The sequence below is a fragment of the Saccharicrinis fermentans DSM 9555 = JCM 21142 genome (genome assembly GCF_000517085.1).
In the GTDB taxonomy this organism is placed as follows: domain Bacteria; phylum Bacteroidota; class Bacteroidia; order Bacteroidales; family Marinilabiliaceae; genus Saccharicrinis; species Saccharicrinis fermentans.
Window position 1 is genome coordinate 2,325,701 of record NZ_KI912107.1, and the last position, 19,565, is coordinate 2,345,265.

General features: G+C 37.5%; 10 protein-coding genes. 4 read left to right on the forward strand and 6 right to left on the reverse strand.

Going from position 1 to position 19,565, the window contains the following annotated elements:
* Positions 1-10 precede the first annotated feature (10 nt).
* Positions 11-229, reverse strand: a complete 219-nt coding sequence (locus CYTFE_RS0109085; RefSeq protein WP_027471540.1) for a type 1 periplasmic-binding domain-containing protein — start codon at positions 227-229, stop codon at positions 11-13.
* Positions 230-385: 156 nt separating this feature from the next.
* On the opposite strand from CYTFE_RS0109085, the gene CYTFE_RS0109090 reads away from it, so the two are divergent.
* The 3 genes from CYTFE_RS0109090 (at position 386) to CYTFE_RS28620 (ending at position 7,266) form a co-directional block, all read left to right on the forward strand.
* The gene (locus CYTFE_RS0109090; protein ID WP_027471541.1) at positions 386-1,186 is read left to right on the forward strand and encodes a glycerate kinase; all 801 of its coding nucleotides are present in this window, start codon (positions 386-388) and stop codon (positions 1,184-1,186) included.
* Positions 1,187-1,365: 179 nt separating this feature from the next.
* Entirely contained in the window at positions 1,366-2,979 is a 1,614-nt protein-coding gene (locus CYTFE_RS28615) for a methyl-accepting chemotaxis protein (protein WP_052343107.1), read from the forward strand.
* Between the two features lie 108 nt (positions 2,980-3,087).
* Positions 3,088-7,266 (forward strand): PAS domain S-box protein, encoded by a 4,179-nt coding sequence (locus CYTFE_RS28620; RefSeq protein ID WP_052343108.1) that lies wholly within the window; start codon positions 3,088-3,090, stop codon positions 7,264-7,266.
* Between the two features lie 76 nt (positions 7,267-7,342).
* Here the strand turns inward: CYTFE_RS28620 and CYTFE_RS0109105 are convergent, their stop codons facing one another.
* The 4 genes from CYTFE_RS0109105 to nqrF form a co-directional block, all read right to left on the reverse strand.
* On the reverse strand, positions 7,343-8,524 hold the full coding sequence (locus tag CYTFE_RS0109105) for a hybrid sensor histidine kinase/response regulator (RefSeq protein WP_027471542.1): 1,182 nt from the start codon (positions 8,522-8,524) through the stop codon (positions 7,343-7,345).
* Between the two features lies 1 nt (position 8,525).
* On the reverse strand, positions 8,526-12,674 hold the full coding sequence (locus CYTFE_RS28625; RefSeq protein WP_027471543.1) for a CHASE domain-containing protein: 4,149 nt from the start codon (positions 12,672-12,674) through the stop codon (positions 8,526-8,528).
* A 207-nt stretch (positions 12,675-12,881) separates the two neighbouring features.
* The gene (locus CYTFE_RS0109115) at positions 12,882-13,697 is read right to left on the reverse strand and encodes a sugar phosphate isomerase/epimerase family protein (RefSeq protein WP_027471544.1); all 816 of its coding nucleotides are present in this window, start codon (positions 13,695-13,697) and stop codon (positions 12,882-12,884) included.
* 11 nt (positions 13,698-13,708) lie between these two features.
* On the reverse strand, positions 13,709-15,964 hold the full coding sequence (gene nqrF, locus CYTFE_RS0109120; RefSeq protein WP_044212380.1) for an NADH:ubiquinone reductase (Na(+)-transporting) subunit F: 2,256 nt from the start codon (positions 15,962-15,964) through the stop codon (positions 13,709-13,711).
* Between the two features lie 129 nt (positions 15,965-16,093).
* Here nqrF and CYTFE_RS0109125 point away from each other — a divergent pair, with 129 nt between their 5' ends.
* A complete protein-coding gene (locus CYTFE_RS0109125) occupies positions 16,094-16,417 on the forward strand; it encodes an L-rhamnose mutarotase (protein ID WP_027471546.1) in 324 nt (107 codons plus the stop codon).
* Positions 16,418-17,017: 600 nt separating this feature from the next.
* Here the strand turns inward: CYTFE_RS0109125 and CYTFE_RS0109130 are convergent.
* A complete protein-coding gene (locus CYTFE_RS0109130; protein ID WP_027471547.1) occupies positions 17,018-19,480 on the reverse strand; it encodes a sugar-binding domain-containing protein in 2,463 nt (820 codons plus the stop codon).
* Between the last annotated feature and the right edge of the window lie 85 nt (positions 19,481-19,565).

Genomic DNA, 19,565 nt, shown 5'->3' on the forward strand with positions numbered 1-19,565 from the left:
GGATGAGGTGTTAAAATAACAAGTCCATATAGTGATATAAACCCTTACCTTTCACATGAGCTATCCTTTGATAACCTTGCTCAAACAAATGTTCCATCCCTTCTTTTGCACCCACATAATCATCCGAAGAAATAAAAGGCACACGTGCATGATCCAAATACAAAATTCTGTCAATAACTAAAAATGGAATATCTTTCCTGATCAATTGCTCCAGTTCTTCTTTCCTCATATTCAATTTTCTACTGGGTAGTATCAATTTAATTCATAAAAATTACACTCCTATGAATGAAATAGATCGTATTCATGAATACCTTTGAATATAAAATTTAGCAAACAATAAAATTTCTTGTGAGTTCCATATGACCACTAAAAGATAAATTTAAACATGAAAATAGTAATCGCACCCGATAAATTTAAAGGGTCATTAACGGGACTCGAATTTTGTGCAACAGTAGAGCGCAGCCTCAAAGCACATTCGGTCGATGCAAAGATTATCAACCTTCCATTGGCCGATGGTGGTGACGGAACCATCGAAGTTCTCAATTATTACCTCGAAGGAAGAATGATATCCTTAGAAGTGCATGATCCACTTCACCGTGTGATAAAAGCATCGTACCTCTATTCCGAAATAAAAAAAACAGCATATATCGAAATGGCCGAAGCATCAGGTATTCGACTGCTCCGGGATTATGAACTAAATCCGCTGCAAACATCCTCCTATGGAACCGGAGAATTAATAAAAGATGCACTTCATAAAGGCGTTAAGCACATTATTTTAGGTATAGGCGGTAGCGCTACCAACGATGCCGGAATAGGAATGGCAAAAGCTTTGGGCTATCACTTTTACAATAACTCCCATCAAGAATTAGAGGGAAATGGAAATAATCTGCTTTCTGTATTCACCATAGATAGTTCTGATGCCGACTGGATTATTACAGGCGAAGGTAAACTGGATAACCAGACCTTATCGGGCAAAGTAATTAAAGGTATAATGGAGTCAATAACCACTCAAAAACTAGCCATATTCTGCGGAATAAGCGAGTTGAATACAAATCATCACCATACCTTAAAAATTGACTATTTAAAAGAAACCTGTGCGTATGCAAAAAATCAAGAAGACTCCATACGTAAAGCCAATTTATATCTAAGCAAGGTAGCCCAAGACTTTGCATCTAAACATTTATAAAGACCCCATAAAACCATCCCTAAAACCCTAATGGAATATTTCAGCTTAACTCATAATATTTATTTTGTTAGAATCCAAATGATTTTATGTTAATATACCTTAATTTAATCACGTATTCGTAACCGCAAGCTCATGTTTCCGTAATAGAATACTCTGACATCTTAAATTATTTTGAAGAAATGAAATTTGGAACAAAGTTAATATTAATAGTTTTTTTACCCATAGTAATATCCACCATAACAGCAGTTTACGTTTCATCCACCCGTTTAAAAGAGCAAGGCGTTCAGACCTTAGAGAAAAAAACGCAGACGATTCTAACGCGTATGGAGGCCATTAGAACCTATGTAGCGACACAGTTTAACATAAAAGAAGAAATACAAGAAGTTGTTTCCAATTACCCAGATGGAGTAATTCCAGATTTTGAGAAGAAAGCCATGTTGAAAAAAGTACCCATTTTTGCTTCCATGGCTGTTGGCGAGACGGATGCAGAGAAGGATAATTACGTATTCAGGATCGCATCTAAAAGAGCGAGAAATGAAAAAAATAACGCCAGCCAGCTAGAGATAGATTTTATTGAAGAATTTGAACAAAACGACACGCTCAACACCATCACTTACACCAATAAGAACACCAATGAATTATGGGTAATGCGCCCCGTTAGGCTATCTAAAGAGCAAGGCTGTCTAAATTGTCATGGTGCCCCCGATACCAGTCCTTGGGGCAATGGCAAAGATGTTTTGGGATATGGTATGGAAAACTACAAAGATGGTGATGTAGAAGGTCTTTTTATCATCAAATCAAGTTTAAATGCCAACACCAACGAGGTGCAGGCCAATATTAGAACCGCCATTTGGGAGATAATACTCATCATGTTGGCGGTATTAGTGGCAGTTATTGTGGTCAGTGGTTTTTTCATAAAAAAAACAAACAACAAAATCAGCCGTATCGTCAAAGCCAATAAAAAAATAGCAAACGGTGACCTCAGTGAGGTACTCCCCGAAACAGGAACAGACGAATTTTCTGATATTTTTCGTAATTTGAATACCATGAGTGATTCATTAAAATCTGTTATAAAGGCAGTCAATGAAGCCTCTGCATTATTAATTGAAGAAAGTACTTCGTCCACTAAATTATCTCGTCAACTGGCATCATCCACCAATTCGCAAGCTGCTGCTGTAGAAGAAATATCAGTATCCATGGAAGAAATGACATCAACAATAGATCAAAACGGCGAACATGCACAAACAACCGAAACTATTGCTAAAAACTCAGCGCTGGAAATAGAGACAGGCAACGAGTCGTCTAAAAGTGCCATCGCCTCCATGTTATCCATTAAAGAAGAACTCAATTCAATAGGTGACATTGCGAAACAAACAAACATCCTGGCATTAAACGCTTCTGTAGAGGCAGCTCGTGCCGGAAATGCTGGTGCCGGCTTTAGCGTTGTAGCAGGTGAGGTCAGAAAACTGGCCGAACGAAGTAAAAGCTCAGCCGACCGAATTGAGACATTATTTTCCAACGGAGTAGAGACAGTAAACTCTACAAGCGACAAACTATCTCAGCTGGTTCCTGATATTACCAAAACACACACCTTATTGTCTGAGATTGTGGCATCCAGCTTAGAACAAAGCTCTGGTGCATCTGAAATAAACAATGCCATTCAAGGACTCAATAATGTGACACAAACCAACGTACAAATAGCAGATAACATGTCGCAAAAGGCCCAAAAACTGAACGAATATGCTAACTTGCTGAAAGAAAGAATTTCCTTTTTTAAACTGAACAAGGATTAGACAACTATTTTCAGAAAAATAGGGGATTCCCAACAGAAACATTGTTAAAAGACTAAATGAAATAGCTCTTAGTTTAATCTTTACGAACATATCATTTTAAATAAATATATGCGCTCTCTTAAAAATCTAAATTTCGTACGCTTTTTGATTGTCTACATCCCACTGTTGTTAATCTGCTACTTAGGTGTTTCGCATTATTACAATACCATACTGAACAACGAAACAAAAATAGCTTTACACTCAGAACTTGACGAACTTAGTATTAAGAAAATTATCATTAACGACTTCTACACCAGATTGGTTGAGGATATCAATCTATTAACATGGCAGCATTCCAACACCATCAGTAGTTCGCCTGTTAATTCCATAAAAAAGCAGGCCAACTTTTTCAAACGCTTCTCCTCCATACTTAAGAGTTACGATCAGGTTAGGCTTTTGGATACGCTGGGCAACGAAATAATTAGAATTGACTTGGACACACAAGATCGAAACCTATTTATCGAACAAAATAATCTTCAGAACAAAGGTGAGCGTTACTATTTTCAAAGTGCAAAAAAACTCTCTCCAAACGAGATCTATTTCTCAAGAATAGACCTAAACTTCGAAAATGGTCAAATAGAAACCCCTTATAAACCAGTCATCCGCGTAGCTAAAAAAACGTACGACTCCAAGGGAAACTGTACGGGAATTATTATCACCAACCACTTTATCACACATTTATCCAATAAACTGCTCACCTACGACGAAAATATAGACTCTTCCTTTGAAATGATCAACAAACAAGGATATTGGTTAATGGCCAATAATCCAGACCTTACATTTGGTCATATCAAGCCCCAAAGTGATAGCATCAGCTTACCCATCAAACGCAGTAAGCTATGGAGCGAAATACAGGGTAAATCAAAAGGCTTTTACCAATCAAAGGAATATTCTTACGCATTTATAAGGTTTGCCCCCCCACAAAAACTGGACAGTAAACTTATTTTTGAAATTGACGAAGAGTTCATTCTAATTAGCAAGGTTAAAAATAGTGACATCAGAGTAAATGCTCCCTATTATAATCAAATGAAGTGGATTTCGTTTATACTATTGGCCATACTCTTTGCTTCCTTGATTATAGGTATACAATTCTCACGAACCAAGTTGGTGAAAAAAAATAAAATTCTAAAAGAATCTCAAGCTGAGCTTACCTTTTTAAAAGAGAAACTGGAAAATAATCTTGAACTCAAACTCAATGAACTCGCTATTACGGAACAAAAATTTTACTCTTTATTTAACAATGCAGGTATCGGGGTAGCGTTGGTAAACTTAAAAGGGAAACCAGAATTCTCCAATGGCACATTTTGCAATATACTGGGCTATTCGGCAGAAGAACTGTCTGTTAAAACCTTCCAGGAATTCACCTATTCCGAAGACATAGAAAAAGACACCCGTCTCTTCAATAAACTAATCAAAAAACAAATCACCGGTTATAATATTGAAAAGCGCTATGTACGCAAAGATGGTAAGGTTATATGGGTAGACCTGCATGTATCTCTACTACTGAATAATGACAGCGAAATAGAAAATATAATTGCAACAGTAAGTGAAATCACAGATAAAAAACATTATCAAGAAAAACTTTTCGATAATGCGCAAGTCTTAAATCAGATTTTTGAAGCTGTTCTGGCCATGGATCACGAAGGTATTATCACTTATTGGAACAAGGGAGCTGTGAAATTATTTGGCCATAGCTCCGAAGAAATACTAGGCTGTCACATTGATGTTCTTTGTCCCAAAAACAATCATTCAAATCCACAAACAGGATTGCTAAAAGACTTTTTTACCAGCAATAAAAAACAAACAGAAATACAACTTACCAAAAAAGATGGTACTATTTTCACTGCCCAATTATCCCTTTCGAACCGCTACGATAGCCACGGCAATAACATAGGTAGTATTGGTTCCATACTGGATATTTCAATTCAGAAAGAACACGAACAAAAGATCCTACAAATTAACAACCAACTGGAGCAAAAAGTAGAAAAACGAACCCAAGAACTTAAAAAATCTTATCTTCAAATCAAAGAAAACGAATATAGACTTAATGCCGCATTTAACGGTGGAGAATACGGATGGTGGGATCAACAAACCTTAGAGCAAAAAATGATCACCCACCCTTCTCGCTTTATCTTTATCGGTTATAAAGAAGAAGAAATAAATGACACCATAACCTGGTGGAGAGAGCAAATACATCCCGATGATATTGAAAAAACAGATCATCTTTATAAAGAAATGTACTCAGGAAAAACAGATTCTTATAAACAAGAACTCAGGTTAAAACATAAAAAGGGTCATTATATTTGGGTGTATGATCAGGGAACCGTGATCGCTAGAGACGAAAAAGGATTCCCCAAACGTATTATTGGCACCACCCAAAATATCGATCAACGCAAGAAAGCAGAACTCGACAGACTAAAATTATCCAAAGCCGTTGAACAAAGCCAGGTGGTGGTTGAAATCACCGACAAACACGGTATCATTGAATATGTAAACCCTGCTTTTGAAAACCTTACCGGATATAGCCCTGAAGAGGTGATCGGCAAAAATCCCAAAATTCTCAATGCCAAAATATCTCCTAAGAAAATATACAAAGACCTATGGCAAACCATATTAAAGGGTGAAACCTGGGAAGGTGAGCTTTGCAACCAAACAAAAGACGGCCGCGTTTTCTGGGAAACGGCTATCATCTCTCCCATAAAAAATGAAAATGGAAAAATCATTAACTTCATTGCTGTTAAGGAAGATATCACCGAAAAACGGGAATTCGTTGAAAAACTAAAATTAGCTAAAACCGAAGCAGAAGAGGCCAATAACGCCAAAAGTGAATTCTTGGCCAATATGAGCCATGAAATACGTACCCCCATGAATGCTGTCATCGGCTTTACCGACATACTCTACAGACAAATAAAAAGCCCTACTCAGCGACAATATCTTAACTCCATTAAGGTAAGTGGAAAAAATCTTTTGTCTATCATCAATGACATACTTGACTTATCTAAAATAGAGTCAGGAAAAATGAAAATAGAATCTTCGATCGTAGATTTATCGCAATTACTCAGCGAGCTTAAAGCAACCTTCCAAAGACAGGCCATAGAAAAGGGACTCGACTTTTATGTGGAGATAGATAAGAACGTTTGCTCCACCATCAGCTCAGACGAAATACGCATTAAACAAATTCTTTTTAACCTCTTATCAAACGCCATCAAATTTACGGAGCAAGGACATATTTCTGTAAAAGTTAAATCTGACATCATCATCGATGGTAAAGATCAATCCGAAGGACTATCCAATATCCAATTTATTGTTGAAGATACCGGCATTGGAGTAAAGGAAGAAATGCAAAAAAAGATTTTTGAATCATTTATACAACAGGACGGACAGGACTCAAAAAAATATGGAGGTACCGGCTTAGGACTGACCATCAGTAAAAAACTAGCCCATATGTTAGGTGGAGACATCTCCTTAAAGTCAATCAGTAATCAGGGCAGTACATTTACACTATCCTTGAAGGAAATCAAATGTCCCCTTTCCTCTAAAGACGATCATGACAGAACCGAGACCAATAGTGAAATAGTATTTGAATCCAAACGAATTCTTGTGGTGGATGACATCAGCACAAATCGTGAATACATGAAAAGTGCACTGGAAGAACTAGGCTTAGTGGTTTCTTTGGCTACTGATGGCATGAAGGCCTATCAATCTCTGGAGAATGAAAAAACAGACCTGATCATATGCGATTTAAAAATGCCAGTACTGGATGGCTACGGTTTTATTAAGAAACTTAAGAGCAGTAAGCATCAGCATATTCCTTGCATAGTAGCTACCGCTTCAGCACTGCAAGAAGAACTGGAAGAAATAAGACGTAATGACTTTGACGGAGTTCTTTTTAAGCCCATCCAATTGGATGAACTTATTGGTGAACTCATGAAACACCTTACTTATAATATTCAACAAAAGACCGCACGTATACACACTGAACCACTGGAAGCACTAAGTAAACAGGAGCTTCAGCTAATAAATCAGGAGCTGAATACCCTTATACTGCCTTTGTATGAGGAAATAAAAAACAGACAGTCCTTTGATAAACTAAAAAAGTTTGCCGATGCGCTCAGCGATGCGGGCACAACATACAGTATTAAGACTTTAAGTCTATATGCCAAAGAATTCCGTGAATCTATCGATAGCTTTAATATAGAAAACATCTTAAAGCTGATCAATACTTTTGGTAGCTGGGTAAAAGATTAATATAAGACTGCTACAAGCAGAATTAATATCTTTAAATCTATTGGTACAAATAGAGGTTTCCAATATGACTCTTCCATCACAACTTATTGGGAAAAGTTAATAATAAACTTGCACCTACTGTATCATTATTGGAAGCAGTAACCTGTCCTTGATGTGCATCCATGATAATTTTTACCAAAGCCAGGTCCAGGCCTTTATTCTCTTCAGCATATTTATTATCTGACACAAAAAGATCAAATAAATTACTGAAAGATTGCGGATTAAAACCCTTTCCCTTATCTACAACGCGAATATAAGTGTATTCCTCATCACTAGTAATATCTATTTTTACGGTATCATTATTTCGAGAATAGCGAATGGCATTATCCAGGATACTCTCCAGACAAAACTCAATTAATTCCGGATCTCCTTTGACTACATTCGTATTACTTTCAATACAAAATGTAATATTTTTGGCTTGTATCAAATTTGCCAATGCATCTTTGCTTGATTGTAATATAGCACTTATGGCAACATCACTCTTATCCAAGGGTACTTTTCTGGTTCGCAGCCGGGTAATTTTCAGACTCACTTTTGAAAAACTATTGAGTCTGTTAGCAGAAAGTTCCAGATGTTCAAACATCTCTTGAAGATGAGCGTCTTCTATTTCGTGCTTCAATATATCTATAAACCCGAGAATACCATTTAAAGGAGTGTTAATCTGATGACTGATAATGGCCAAAAACTCCGATTTAGATTGATCAAGCTGCTCCAGCTCAAGATATGCTTTTTTCAATTTTCCATGGGCTTGTTTTACCTCTAAGGTTCGTTCCTGTACTTTAGCCTCCAACCATTGATTCACTCTTTTCAGCTGATCCTTGCTTCGTTTTAGTTCAATATGGGTTTTCACCCTCGAAATAACCTCCTCATAATTAAAAGGTTTACTCACATAATCCTGACCTCCGGCATTAAAGCCAGCCACCAAATCCTCCGTATGATTCAATGCGGTCAAAAATATAACCGGTATATCTTTCAACATATCATCCTTGCGCATGGCCTTACAAGTATCCAGGCCATTCATCACAGGCATATTAATATCCAGAAGCACCAAGTCGAACCCCTGAATTTCTCTTAAAATATCCAATGCCTGCTTACCATTATATGCAAATCCCACAGAGTATCCGGCATCGCGCAATAGATTTCCAATCACTTGTATATTCTTGGGATTATCATCAACAGCCAATATTTTTATCTTATTACTTTTCAAGTCAGCCTCCATATCAGCCTTTGTTTAAGCTATGCTCTTTTAATTGTTCTACCATAAATACAAAACGCTCCATCAATGGAATAAGCTTATCTATTTCAAAATTATCAGAGAAACGACAAATATCAGCTGCGTAACTTACAAGATATTGATTTTCATACTCTCCCGCAACATTTTTTAACTCTTTCCCAAAATCAGCTATCTTATCAATAATTTGGTGCTTAATGGCTATGCTATGCATCGGAATAAATTTTGCTTCCAACATCTCAACAAGCTCAGGAAGTTTTGAAGCTTGCGTTTCTGAATACAATAATGCAGACTGGGCTGTATCCTCCTCTTCTTGGCTTGAAGATTTATACGGCAAATACTTTTTCAATTTTTCAAACAGGTCAGATACATCCAGGGGTTTCAAAAGATACTCGCTAAAAATTTTCTTAGAACGACTTCCATATAAAATCTTATCGGAAGAAGCCGATATGGCAATTACCGGAATATTCTGCGTATTTAGATCATCCTTTAACAATTCTGCAGCTTCATAGCCATCCATCACGGGCATTCTTAAGTCCATCAAAATGATATCCGGTAGAATTTCCCGGGCCACTGATAAAGCCTGTTTTCCGTCCTCTGCCTCATAAATACTTAGTTGTGAGTACTCCAGCAATGCTTTTACCAGATTTCTATTTTCTGCATTATCATCAACCAACAGTACATTGGCTTTTTCAAAATCAATATCTAAATCATCGTAACTTTCTTCCACATCATCAAATGCCTCATGTGAAACGATTACATTGGGAATCAGAACAGTAAAACAACTACCCTCTCCCGGCTCACTTGTAACCTCTATATGTCCACCCATTTTAACAATCAGTTTTTGGGTGATAGACAAGCCTAGCCCCGTTCCTCCATATTTTGAACTTTGTCCTTTTTGCTGGGTAAAAGGATCAAAAACAGCTTCTAACTGATCCTTTGAAATACCAATTCCGGTATCTTCCACACGCAAGCACAAGTCTATCTTATTGGTCTGATCATAATTCCAACGCGCATCCAAGGTGACAATAATCTTTCCTTTTTCGGTAAATTTAAGGGCATTACCTATCAAATTAAAAAGTATTTGACGCACCCTTACCTCATCGAGCATTAACATATGGGGAATCATACTTTCATATTCGACCGCAAAAAACAGTGCTTTCTCCTCTGCTTTTTGGATAAACATATTTTCAATTTCCGACAATAAGGATGGTAGGTTTACCGGAGAAGGTTGAATTTCGAATTTACCGGCCTCTATTTTTGACAAATCCAGAATATCATTAATAATTTTCAACAAAGTCTTTCCACTATTTCGAATAGACTCCACTTGAGAACGTTGTTTATCGTTATCAATAGATCTAACAAGCAACTCCGAAAAACCGATAACAGCATTCATAGGCGTACGTATTTCATGACTCATATTGGCCATAAACTCACTTTTAGCTCGGTTGGCCATATCTGCTTGCTCCTTGGCACTGATCAAAGCCTCTTCTGCTATTTTTTTGGTAGTGATATCAAAACGAATTGCAATATACTGATAAGGTTTCCCATTCTCATCCAGAAAAGGTACAATGGTTGAATCAACCCAATAAATACTATCATCTTTAGCCCTGTTTTTAATTTCTCCCCTCCATACTTTTCCTGAAGAAATAGTAGACCATAAGTCAATGAAAAAATCATTGGAATGATATTTTGAATTTACTACTCGGTGTGTATTACCAATCAGTTCCCCCAAATTATATTTGGATATCCTGCAAAAAGTTTCATTGGCATAATTAATAACTCCCCTGTTATCAGTAGTGGCCACAATGCTCGATTCATCAAGTGCAAATTTGTAATCCGTAATTTCTTTGATACTTTCTTTTAATTTTTGCTCAGAAACAGTTAGTTCACGGGTTCGTTCAGCTACCTTTTCTTCCAATTCTTCGTGTTGTTTCTTAATTATTTGCTCGGCACGTTTTTGCTCAGTAATATCCATATTTACACCCAAAAGTCGTGATGGATTACCATCTTCATCATAACTAACAAAACCGTATCCCTTAAGGTAATGAACTGATTTATCGGGCCATACTATCTTAAACTCGGTGTTATAATTCTTTTCACCACGTAATACCGATTGTATCTCAAAGTTTAATCTCTTTCTTTCTTCCTTTGAAATAGCATTTTGCCATATGGCATCAGGCGATAGCGAATCATCGGGAGAACATCCAAAAAGCCGGTACATAGTCTTATCCCAGATGGATGTCTTTCCTTCCAGATTTCTGTCCCAAATACCAATACTAGCTGCGCTTGTTGCCAGCTGCAACCTATTTGTCACATCTTTAAATTCCTTATCAGCCAGTTTCTTCTCTGTAATATCTTCGACGGTTCCTTCAAAACAAGAGCTCAATCCATTTGTTCCTTCCACTGCACGAGCACTCTCACGAATATGAATCTCTTTTCCATTTTTTGTAAGCCAACATCCTTCCAGTCCCTTCACAAAACCTTCTTTAGATATCATTTCAATAAAATCATCACGCGTAACAGCCGAGTTATGGCTATAGCTATTTACTGATACCCCTCTTTGCTGCAATTCCTCTAACGAATCATACTCCATCATCTCTAACAGAGCGGGGTTTGCATCTAAAATCGCCCCTTCCTCCGTGGTTTTATAAATACCAAGTGGTGAGTTATTAAACAGGCCTTGATACTTCTCATGGCTTTCTTCCAAGCTTTTCTCTATCTGCTTTTTCTCCGTAATATCACGCATTGTTCCTACCATACGCACAGGAACCTGATGATCGTCCAGTTCCAACTTCCCAAGGCCGTGCACCCACCTAAGTTGCTGATCGCTCCTTCTTAATATTCTATATTCCTTATTAAAAAGACCCTTATCCGAAATAAATTGATTAAAATAATCTATCATCCACTCTCTATCGTCCGGATGAAGAATATTCACCCATTCGTCGAACTGATGTACTTTCTGAAAATCGATTCCAAAGATATCATCCAAAATATCAGAACTGGTCCATAATCCTTCTGTAATGTTTAAAGAATACCGTCCCAACCTAGCAATCTCTTGAGACTCATTTAATTGCCGTTCTTGTTCTCTTAACTCAACCGTCAGCTGCTCGGCCATCTGCAAAGCCCTACGTTTTGTTTCCACAAAAGAACGAGTAAGCAACATCATTAAAATACTGATAATCAATCCACCAATAGCTGCCAATAAAGCCCCTTTATAAACAGTCAACAAAGAACCTCTTTCCTGTCTAAAGACTAAAATCCATTCTCGACCATTAAAATCAATCCTACTCTGTCCCCCAAACTGCAGTCCCTCACCAATATTCTTTTCCTCATGAGATACAAATAACAGTGAATTTTCCGCATTAACCGCTCCATCGTAGATGCTTAGTTGCAATGCACTCTCACCTTTTTTTAAATCCCAATCATTTAATATTCCCCAAATCAGATCCTTCATTCGGTAAGGACTAAAAACCCACCCCACAATAGACTTTTGTCTTTCTTCAACCGTTTCAATAGATTTTCCTTTTTGGTAAACAGGAACATACATCAAACATCCGGCTTGCAAATCGGTTTCTGTTTCTTGTACTAATTTTACTTTTCCAGAGAGAACAGGCTCATCCAAATCACGTGCCTTTTGCATAGCTTCTCTCCGCACCGGATCGGTGAACATATCATATCCAAACGAACGAATGTTTCGTTGAGTAAAGGGCTCTACCATCACGGTAGAAGTATAAACATCCCGTTTATAATTAGGCCAAACAGAATAATCAGGGAAGCCCATCTCTCGTATTAGCTGAGTATGGGCATTAAGATCTTTATATGGGATAATCAAAGAAAAACCAGTACCCAGAATACCGGGTAACTCTTGTTCTATTCTGGATTTTTGAACAAACTTATACCAATCATTCCGATCTACGGCATCCGAAGCATCCAGAAATGCTGCTCCACACCTAAGTAACTGCGCATTGGCATGGAGACGTAAATCAATTCGGTTTGTAATTTCTTTACATTCAAAAAGAAACTGCGCTTCTTCTACCCTATCTCTTTCCTGCTTAAATAAAAACACCACCACACAGGTGATTCCTATTCCAACTGCTAAAGAAAGCCAACCCCTCCAATAAGTACCTAATTTCATATTTCCCCCTTTCAAACAGTCTTTAAACGTTATAAATTTAATGTGTATCTGTTTTTTGTGAAGCGAAGAAATCTTATTAGATACTATGCTAACAGCTACAAAACTATATTTTATTTAATCACTAATAACCAACATACTCCAACTGGGTACAATAAGATTCATTTATCCCATATCATTGAGATAATAAGTAAAAATACAACTATTTATTTAATGTAAATTATTTTTTAAGTATGCCATCATTTCACAATTAATATCCCATTGATCGGCTACTTCTTTTTGTGTAAACGGAAGTCGCTGCATATATGGATATGGCCCAAACTCGGGGCAGACATAAAACACCTCTTCTCCTCGTTCTCTGGCCAAATTTACAATATGCTGCCACCAAGCCACAAAACGATCCAAGTTTGTTTTCCACTCTGGAGCAAAAGGGTAATTAACCTGGGCACTTTGGTCAAATCCCACCCGGGCGTGAATATACCTGCAATGCGGATATATCTTTTCCAAAACATGCTCCTGATCATACAATAAACTTTCGGAAACATTACAAAAATGAGAAAAGTCGGCATTCAATTGTAGATCCGGATATTTTTCAAGATAGGGCAGTAATCCAAATGCATGATGTGTAAACCGGCCACGATGTGTTTCGTGCACAAGCGGTATCCCCGTTTCTTCGGTAAACTGCCTACAGCTTTCTATCAGACTGCTATTATCTTTGAACGAAAAAAAATCTTTGCCTGTATGAGTATTTATAAATAAAGGCTTTAACGAAGCTAAGAATCTTAAGCGCCTCAACATTCGTTCACGATAGTCCTCCACACTTTCATCTTTCGGTGGTAACCATTGTTGCGCAATAAAAATAAGACCTGTATTATCCAGCGTTTCCTTCAATTCCTTTTCAAAATCAGGGTTAGGAGTAACATTCATTTCTACACCATCATATCCGGCAGACATTACTTTGTTTATGAACATCTTGGGCATCAAGCTCTCACTTCCCCAAAAAGCACAAATATATTTTATATCCATCTTAATATCAGTTAAAATTCATCATAAGATATAACATCAGAAGACACTCCTTTGTTTTCAAGCATTTTTAAACAAGCTTTAATCATGTTCGGAGGACCACATAAGTAAAACTCTAATTCTGATAAATCTGTTCTTTTATTCAAATAGTTTTTTTCCACTACCTCATGAATAAAGCCTGTATGCGAATTCCAATGATCAGAATCTTGGGGGGCTGACAGTGCAACATTAAAGGAAAAGTTTTCATGGCAGCTCTCCAATTCTTTAAAATAATCGTCGTAATAAAGCTCTTGTAATGAACGAGCTCCATACCAATAGCTCACCTTTCTTTTTGAACGTCTGGTTTCCAATAAGTTAGATAAATGAGAACGCAAGGGAGCCATCCCAGCTCCTCCACCGATATAAACCATTTCTTTTTCGCTTTCTTTCACATGAAAATCTCCGAATGGCCCGCTCACATACACCAAATCACCCTGTTTCAAATTAAACACAAAAGAAGAACCAACACCAGCCTTTACCTTTTTTCCTGAAGGTGGAGTAGCAATCCTGACATTAAAAATCAGTTGATTTCCTTGGTCGGGATTATTGGCCATAGAATAATTACGACGGGTTTTGGTATGATTGGATGCAAAATTTTCAAAGACACGTTCCTGTTCCCATGCAGAACGATATGGCTCTGAGATATGCATTTCACTAAAGCGAATATGATAAGCCGGAATTTCAAGTTGTATATATTCACCGGCAGTAAAACTTAATCCCTTACCATTTACCGGCTCAAGTACCAACTCCTTTATAAAAGTAGCTACATTATTATTGCGCACCACTTTACACTGAATACGATCTCCCTTATCATAACGATGGGCCGTATTTAAATTTAAATAAACATGTCCATCCCTGGTTTTTACCTCATGGGTTGACAAGCCCAAACACACAGGCGGTCGTTGAACAGATCCATCTTCTATTTTAAAGCGTCCATTATGCTTGGCGCATTCTATTTGATTCCCTACAATCAATCCATCTGCTAAATGCGCGTTTCCATGCGTACAGATACCTTCGGTGGCATAATACTGATCACCCCCCAATTTATATAAGGCAAAGGTTGCGTCCTGACAGTCCACTCGTACAACTTCATTAAGAACCATATCTCGCTCTTTACACACCTCTACCCAACCCGCCTCATCAGCATCTGCTCTATGAACGATCATAGATGTGGTAGCTTCCTCTACATGGGCATTTTGAGGAAGTTTTCGCTCTACAAAATAAGACGGATCTTTCACTTGTTTAAGAACTGCTGGAACAATTTCCTTAAAGGTTTCGATGATCCCATTATAAGCAGGTGGACAATCATATTTAATAAGCGCATGCAATTGCGGTAAAGCATGATATGGAACCAGAGGAAACATATGATGTTCGATGTGATAATTCATATTCCAATATAAGAAACGATGAATCCTGTTCATATAAACAGTTCTACAATTCAACCGGTGATCTAAAACATTTTCTGACAATCCGGCATGTTGGGTTAATCCATAAACAGGCATCAGCCAGGAACCAAAAATAACAGGAAGACCAATAAACATAATAGGTAACGGGGTAGCCAAAAAGATAGACATCAAGATGACAACCAAATAAATAGCCAAATAAATACGGGCCTTTAAAATTACTTTTTCATGTTCATATTCTGGCAAATAAGTAGCTACTTCCTTATCTATTTTACCGCTTGCATGAATCCATATTTTGCGCATTTCACTGGGCATCGCTTTTAACCCCCAAAAATTAAGAATAATACCAAGTATGTCAGGCGGACGAGGAACAGATATCTCCGGATCACGGCCGCGAACCAATGTATCGCTATGATGCCTAGTATGACTGTAACGCCATACCGTAGACTGACGAAAGACCATAAACGAAGCAATCTCATATAAAACATTGTTCATCCAATCGGACTTAAAAGCGGTACCATGACTAGATTCGTGCCAACGAGAATCTGAAGTAGAAGCGTACAAAACACTATAGGCCAGATAAGGCAATAGCACCCACCAACTTCCCCAAAATACAACTGTTAAAATGGCAAAACCAACCATTAGTCCAAACCAAATCAAAGTATCCCGAATTGCGGGACCATTTTTTCTTTGCAGTAATTCGATCATTTTTTCTCGTGGAACTGGCGTGGTGTACCAAACCGCCTCCGCCAAGCCTTTAGAAACAGCCAAACCAGACTCTTCTCCAAGCAAGGAGTAATCTCGTATTTGTTTAAAAGAATCATTCATCACACATTATTATTACTTTGTTTTACAATACATTACAATACAATACCTTTAAAAATATCGTATTAATACAAATCATACATCAAACAAAACAAACTCTTTTTTGTTTTGCTTACATAAAATCTATCTACAATGAAACGTTTTGGACAAATAATCAAACTGAAAGAAGAAGGCATTAAAAAATATATCGAATACCATGCGAATCCCTGGCCCTTAGTCAACGCAAAATTAAAAGAGGCTCATATAGAACGGTATTCAATATTTAGGAAGGACAATATATTATTTGCCTATTTTGAATACTCCGGTACAAATTATCAAAAAGACATGGAGCTTATTGCTGCAGATCCCACAACACGCAAATGGTGGGATATTGTAAAACCGCTAATGGAGCCTATAGAAAGTAGATCCGAGGGAGAATTCTGGGCGGATATGGAAGAAATATTTCACTTGGATTAGATGCATTATAACTTCGTCCTTAAAATGAAAGGCACAAACAACCAAGAACTTGTTGATACGAGGCATAGCAGCGCTATGGTGAATGGAAGCAAATCAGCGGGCGACTTGATGGTCAGCAATTGTAATGCGTAATAGATTTATAAATTATGAATGGAAATAAATGACACTTCCCTTTGTCATTATAGACAAAGGAAATAAGAATTTACAACTATCAGCACATACTATTGGCATGTACCATAAAAAGCCCGCTCAATATACTATTCGGTCATATTTAGAGATCACGCACAAAAGTTGGGTCTGATAAAAAAGTTTTTATTTAGCTGTTAAATAGAAACAGATAAATAAATTGAGAAAGAAGAATTATCATCGGAGCTACTGTCTCTATTTTTACCAGCAGGAATATTAGAATATTTCCAGATCGTATCCTATAGAAAATATTCAAGCGGAAAGCATATTTACGATAAACAGTTGGAATTAACACTTGAAGAAAAAGACATCACCCCATCAGCATACCAATCTTATCCCTATAGGTCGAGTGGCTTTATGGAAGCTATTGATCAGGACAACAAAGGAATCACTATCAGAACCTCATTAATTTCTTTATTCAGTCGCCACCAAAATTTCATTAGAAACAAGAGAGCCCGCTTTAGCTATTATCTTTATCTCTCCTGCCTTTTGGGTACTCTGAATCAATAACAATGCTTTTCCGTTATGGGTAACAATCTGATTTGATTTATGAGGCTGCACATTTCGGTCCCATCCATTATCCACACCAATAAGAACACCTTCTCCCTCAATTTCAAACACCAATTGCATTTTTTTATCCGGCACCAAGTCACCATTTCCGTTGGTCAATTCAGCTTCCACATGCACCACATCATAACCATTGGCTTTCATCGTTTTTCTATCTGCGTTAAGCTTAATTTTCGAAACCCATTTGGCCGTTTTCAGTGAATACACACACGTTTCTTTGTCTCCATCCTTTCCAATTGCTTTTATTTCACCTTCGTGATAAGGCACCAAATACTTAACAATGTGATCTTCAAAGTCGTTGGGACTTTTAACCCCATAACTTTCACCATTAACAAACAGCTCCACTTCAGGAGAATTAGAATAAACTTCTACAAAAACCTCGTCCCCCTTCTCATAATTCCAGGTAGGCTCCACATCTTCAAACAACCATTTGTCTAACCAAAATCGAACCCTATTATCCACCCATTTTCCATCTTCAAATATCCATTGCGCTTTTTTTGCATGTTTGGTTGCCACATAGATAGATGGCTCATCATTCCAAAGTGTTTTATAAAAATGTCCTCTGGGGGTATAAAAACCTGCAAAGTCCATCAGAGAAATCTCTAAACCTTTCCAGGGAAACGGTCCCGACTCTCCCAAATAAGCGATACCAGTCCATATAAAAATGCCTGCCACAAAATCTCTATCTATGGCATCTTTCCATTCCTGATAAGTACCCCAATTTTCTGATCCATATATGAACCTATTCGGATAATTCTTATGATCCTCATCATAATTTACCGCCCTATAATTATAGCCCATCACGTCGGGTACATCAAAATACCCGGTCATATTTCCTGCTTTAGGTAATACACCTCCAGCGGTTACATAACGTGTAGTATCCACCTCTTTAATCCATCTTTTTATTTCTTCCGCCGTCTCTTTCAGTTCATCTCTACCATCGCCCGTCTCCTCCACCAAAACCTGATTCCCAAGACCTTGATTACTTTGCTCCATTTTGTAATAATACGGATAAGTCCATTCTATCTCATTACCCATACTCCACATAATTATAGAGGGATGGTTTCGCGAAGAACGAACCATATCTTTCACATCTTGTTCTGCCCACTCCTCATAGATATCTCCATATCCGGTTTTTAAGGCCGGTCGCATGTCTTTTGCAAAACGAGAAGTAATCCACTTATCTTTATTTTTACGCCACTCATCTAACGCTTCGTTGATAACAACAAAACCCATCACATCACAAAGCTTTAACAACCCGGGATCTGCAGGGTTATGTGACATACGAATGGCATTCACTCCAATATCTTTCAAGCCCTGTAGTCTACGCTTCCAAACATCTTTGATAAAAACACCACCCACAGCACCAGCATCATGATGTAAGCAAACGCCTTTTAGCTTTAGGTTTTTTCCATTCAAAAAGAATCCTTTATTGGCATCAAACCTAAAGGTTCGAACCCCAAACTCAACCTGGTAGTCATCTAACCATTTACTTCCTGCATACACCTGAACATTAGCCGTATACATATCAGTATGAGCAATATCCCAAAGTTTTGGTTTAAATACATTCACTGGCAACGCCAGGGTGTCAATACCTGAAACCACCGCTCTCTGACTACTACTTCCCACAACTTTTCCACTTTTATCTTTGATAGATACCCGCACGGTAAGTTTCTGTTTTGAGGTGGACTTAATTACCGCAAAAGTTTTTACAACAGCCTTCTTTGAACTGACCTCAGGGGTTTCAACCCAAGCTCCAAACTGAGGCACATATGCCTTAGAAGTGGTTATTAATCGTACATTACGATAGATACCAGAACCAGTATACCAACGAGAATCTGCATAATTAGAATGATCGACTTTTACAACCACAGTATTTTCAGTTCCGTATTTTAGGTAAGGAGTCAGTTCATAGCCAAACACACTATAGCCATAGGGCCGTTTTCCTAAAAAATGACCATTAAGCCACACTTCTGAATGATGGTAAATCCCATCAAACTCAATAAAAGTGAGTTTATCCTTTGATTCCTCCGGAACAATAAATGTTTTTCTGTACCATCCAATACCTGTTGGTAAAAAACCCGTTGAACCAGATGTATTTTGGGTAGTATAATTTTGCTCGATGGACCAATCATGTGGCAAGTTTAAAACACGCCAACACTCATCATTAAAATCAACTGACTTCGCTTCTGGCGTATCTCCCAAATTGAATTTCCAACCAAAATTAAAATCTTCCACAGAACGCGGCGATTGCGCATTTAGTGCAATCAAAAAAACAAATAACAAAATTGCTGTAGATATACCTTTCATATGTTTATAATTTTTCTTTCAATCATAGAAAACACAAAACTAACTTTCCCTCCAGCTAATATTTAAAGCTATATTACCAATCATT

Coding starts and splice junctions, on each gene's coding strand:
- CYTFE_RS0109085 (WP_027471540.1), bottom strand. CDS start 229: ATGAGGAAAGAAGAACTGGAGCAATTGATCAGGAAAGATATTCCATTT.
- CYTFE_RS0109090 (WP_027471541.1), top strand. CDS start 386: ATGAAAATAGTAATCGCACCCGATAAATTTAAAGGGTCATTAACGGGA.
- CYTFE_RS28615 (WP_052343107.1), top strand. CDS start 1,366: ATGAAATTTGGAACAAAGTTAATATTAATAGTTTTTTTACCCATAGTA.
- CYTFE_RS28620 (WP_052343108.1), top strand. CDS start 3,088: ATGCGCTCTCTTAAAAATCTAAATTTCGTACGCTTTTTGATTGTCTAC.
- CYTFE_RS0109105 (WP_027471542.1), bottom strand. CDS start 8,524: ATGGAGGCTGACTTGAAAAGTAATAAGATAAAAATATTGGCTGTTGAT.
- CYTFE_RS28625 (WP_027471543.1), bottom strand. CDS start 12,674: ATGAAATTAGGTACTTATTGGAGGGGTTGGCTTTCTTTAGCAGTTGGA.
- CYTFE_RS0109115 (WP_027471544.1), bottom strand. CDS start 13,697: ATGGATATAAAATATATTTGTGCTTTTTGGGGAAGTGAGAGCTTGATG.
- nqrF (WP_044212380.1), bottom strand. CDS start 15,964: ATGAATGATTCTTTTAAACAAATACGAGATTACTCCTTGCTTGGAGAA.
- CYTFE_RS0109125 (WP_027471546.1), top strand. CDS start 16,094: ATGAAACGTTTTGGACAAATAATCAAACTGAAAGAAGAAGGCATTAAA.
- CYTFE_RS0109130 (WP_027471547.1), bottom strand. CDS start 19,480: ATGAAAGGTATATCTACAGCAATTTTGTTATTTGTTTTTTTGATTGCA.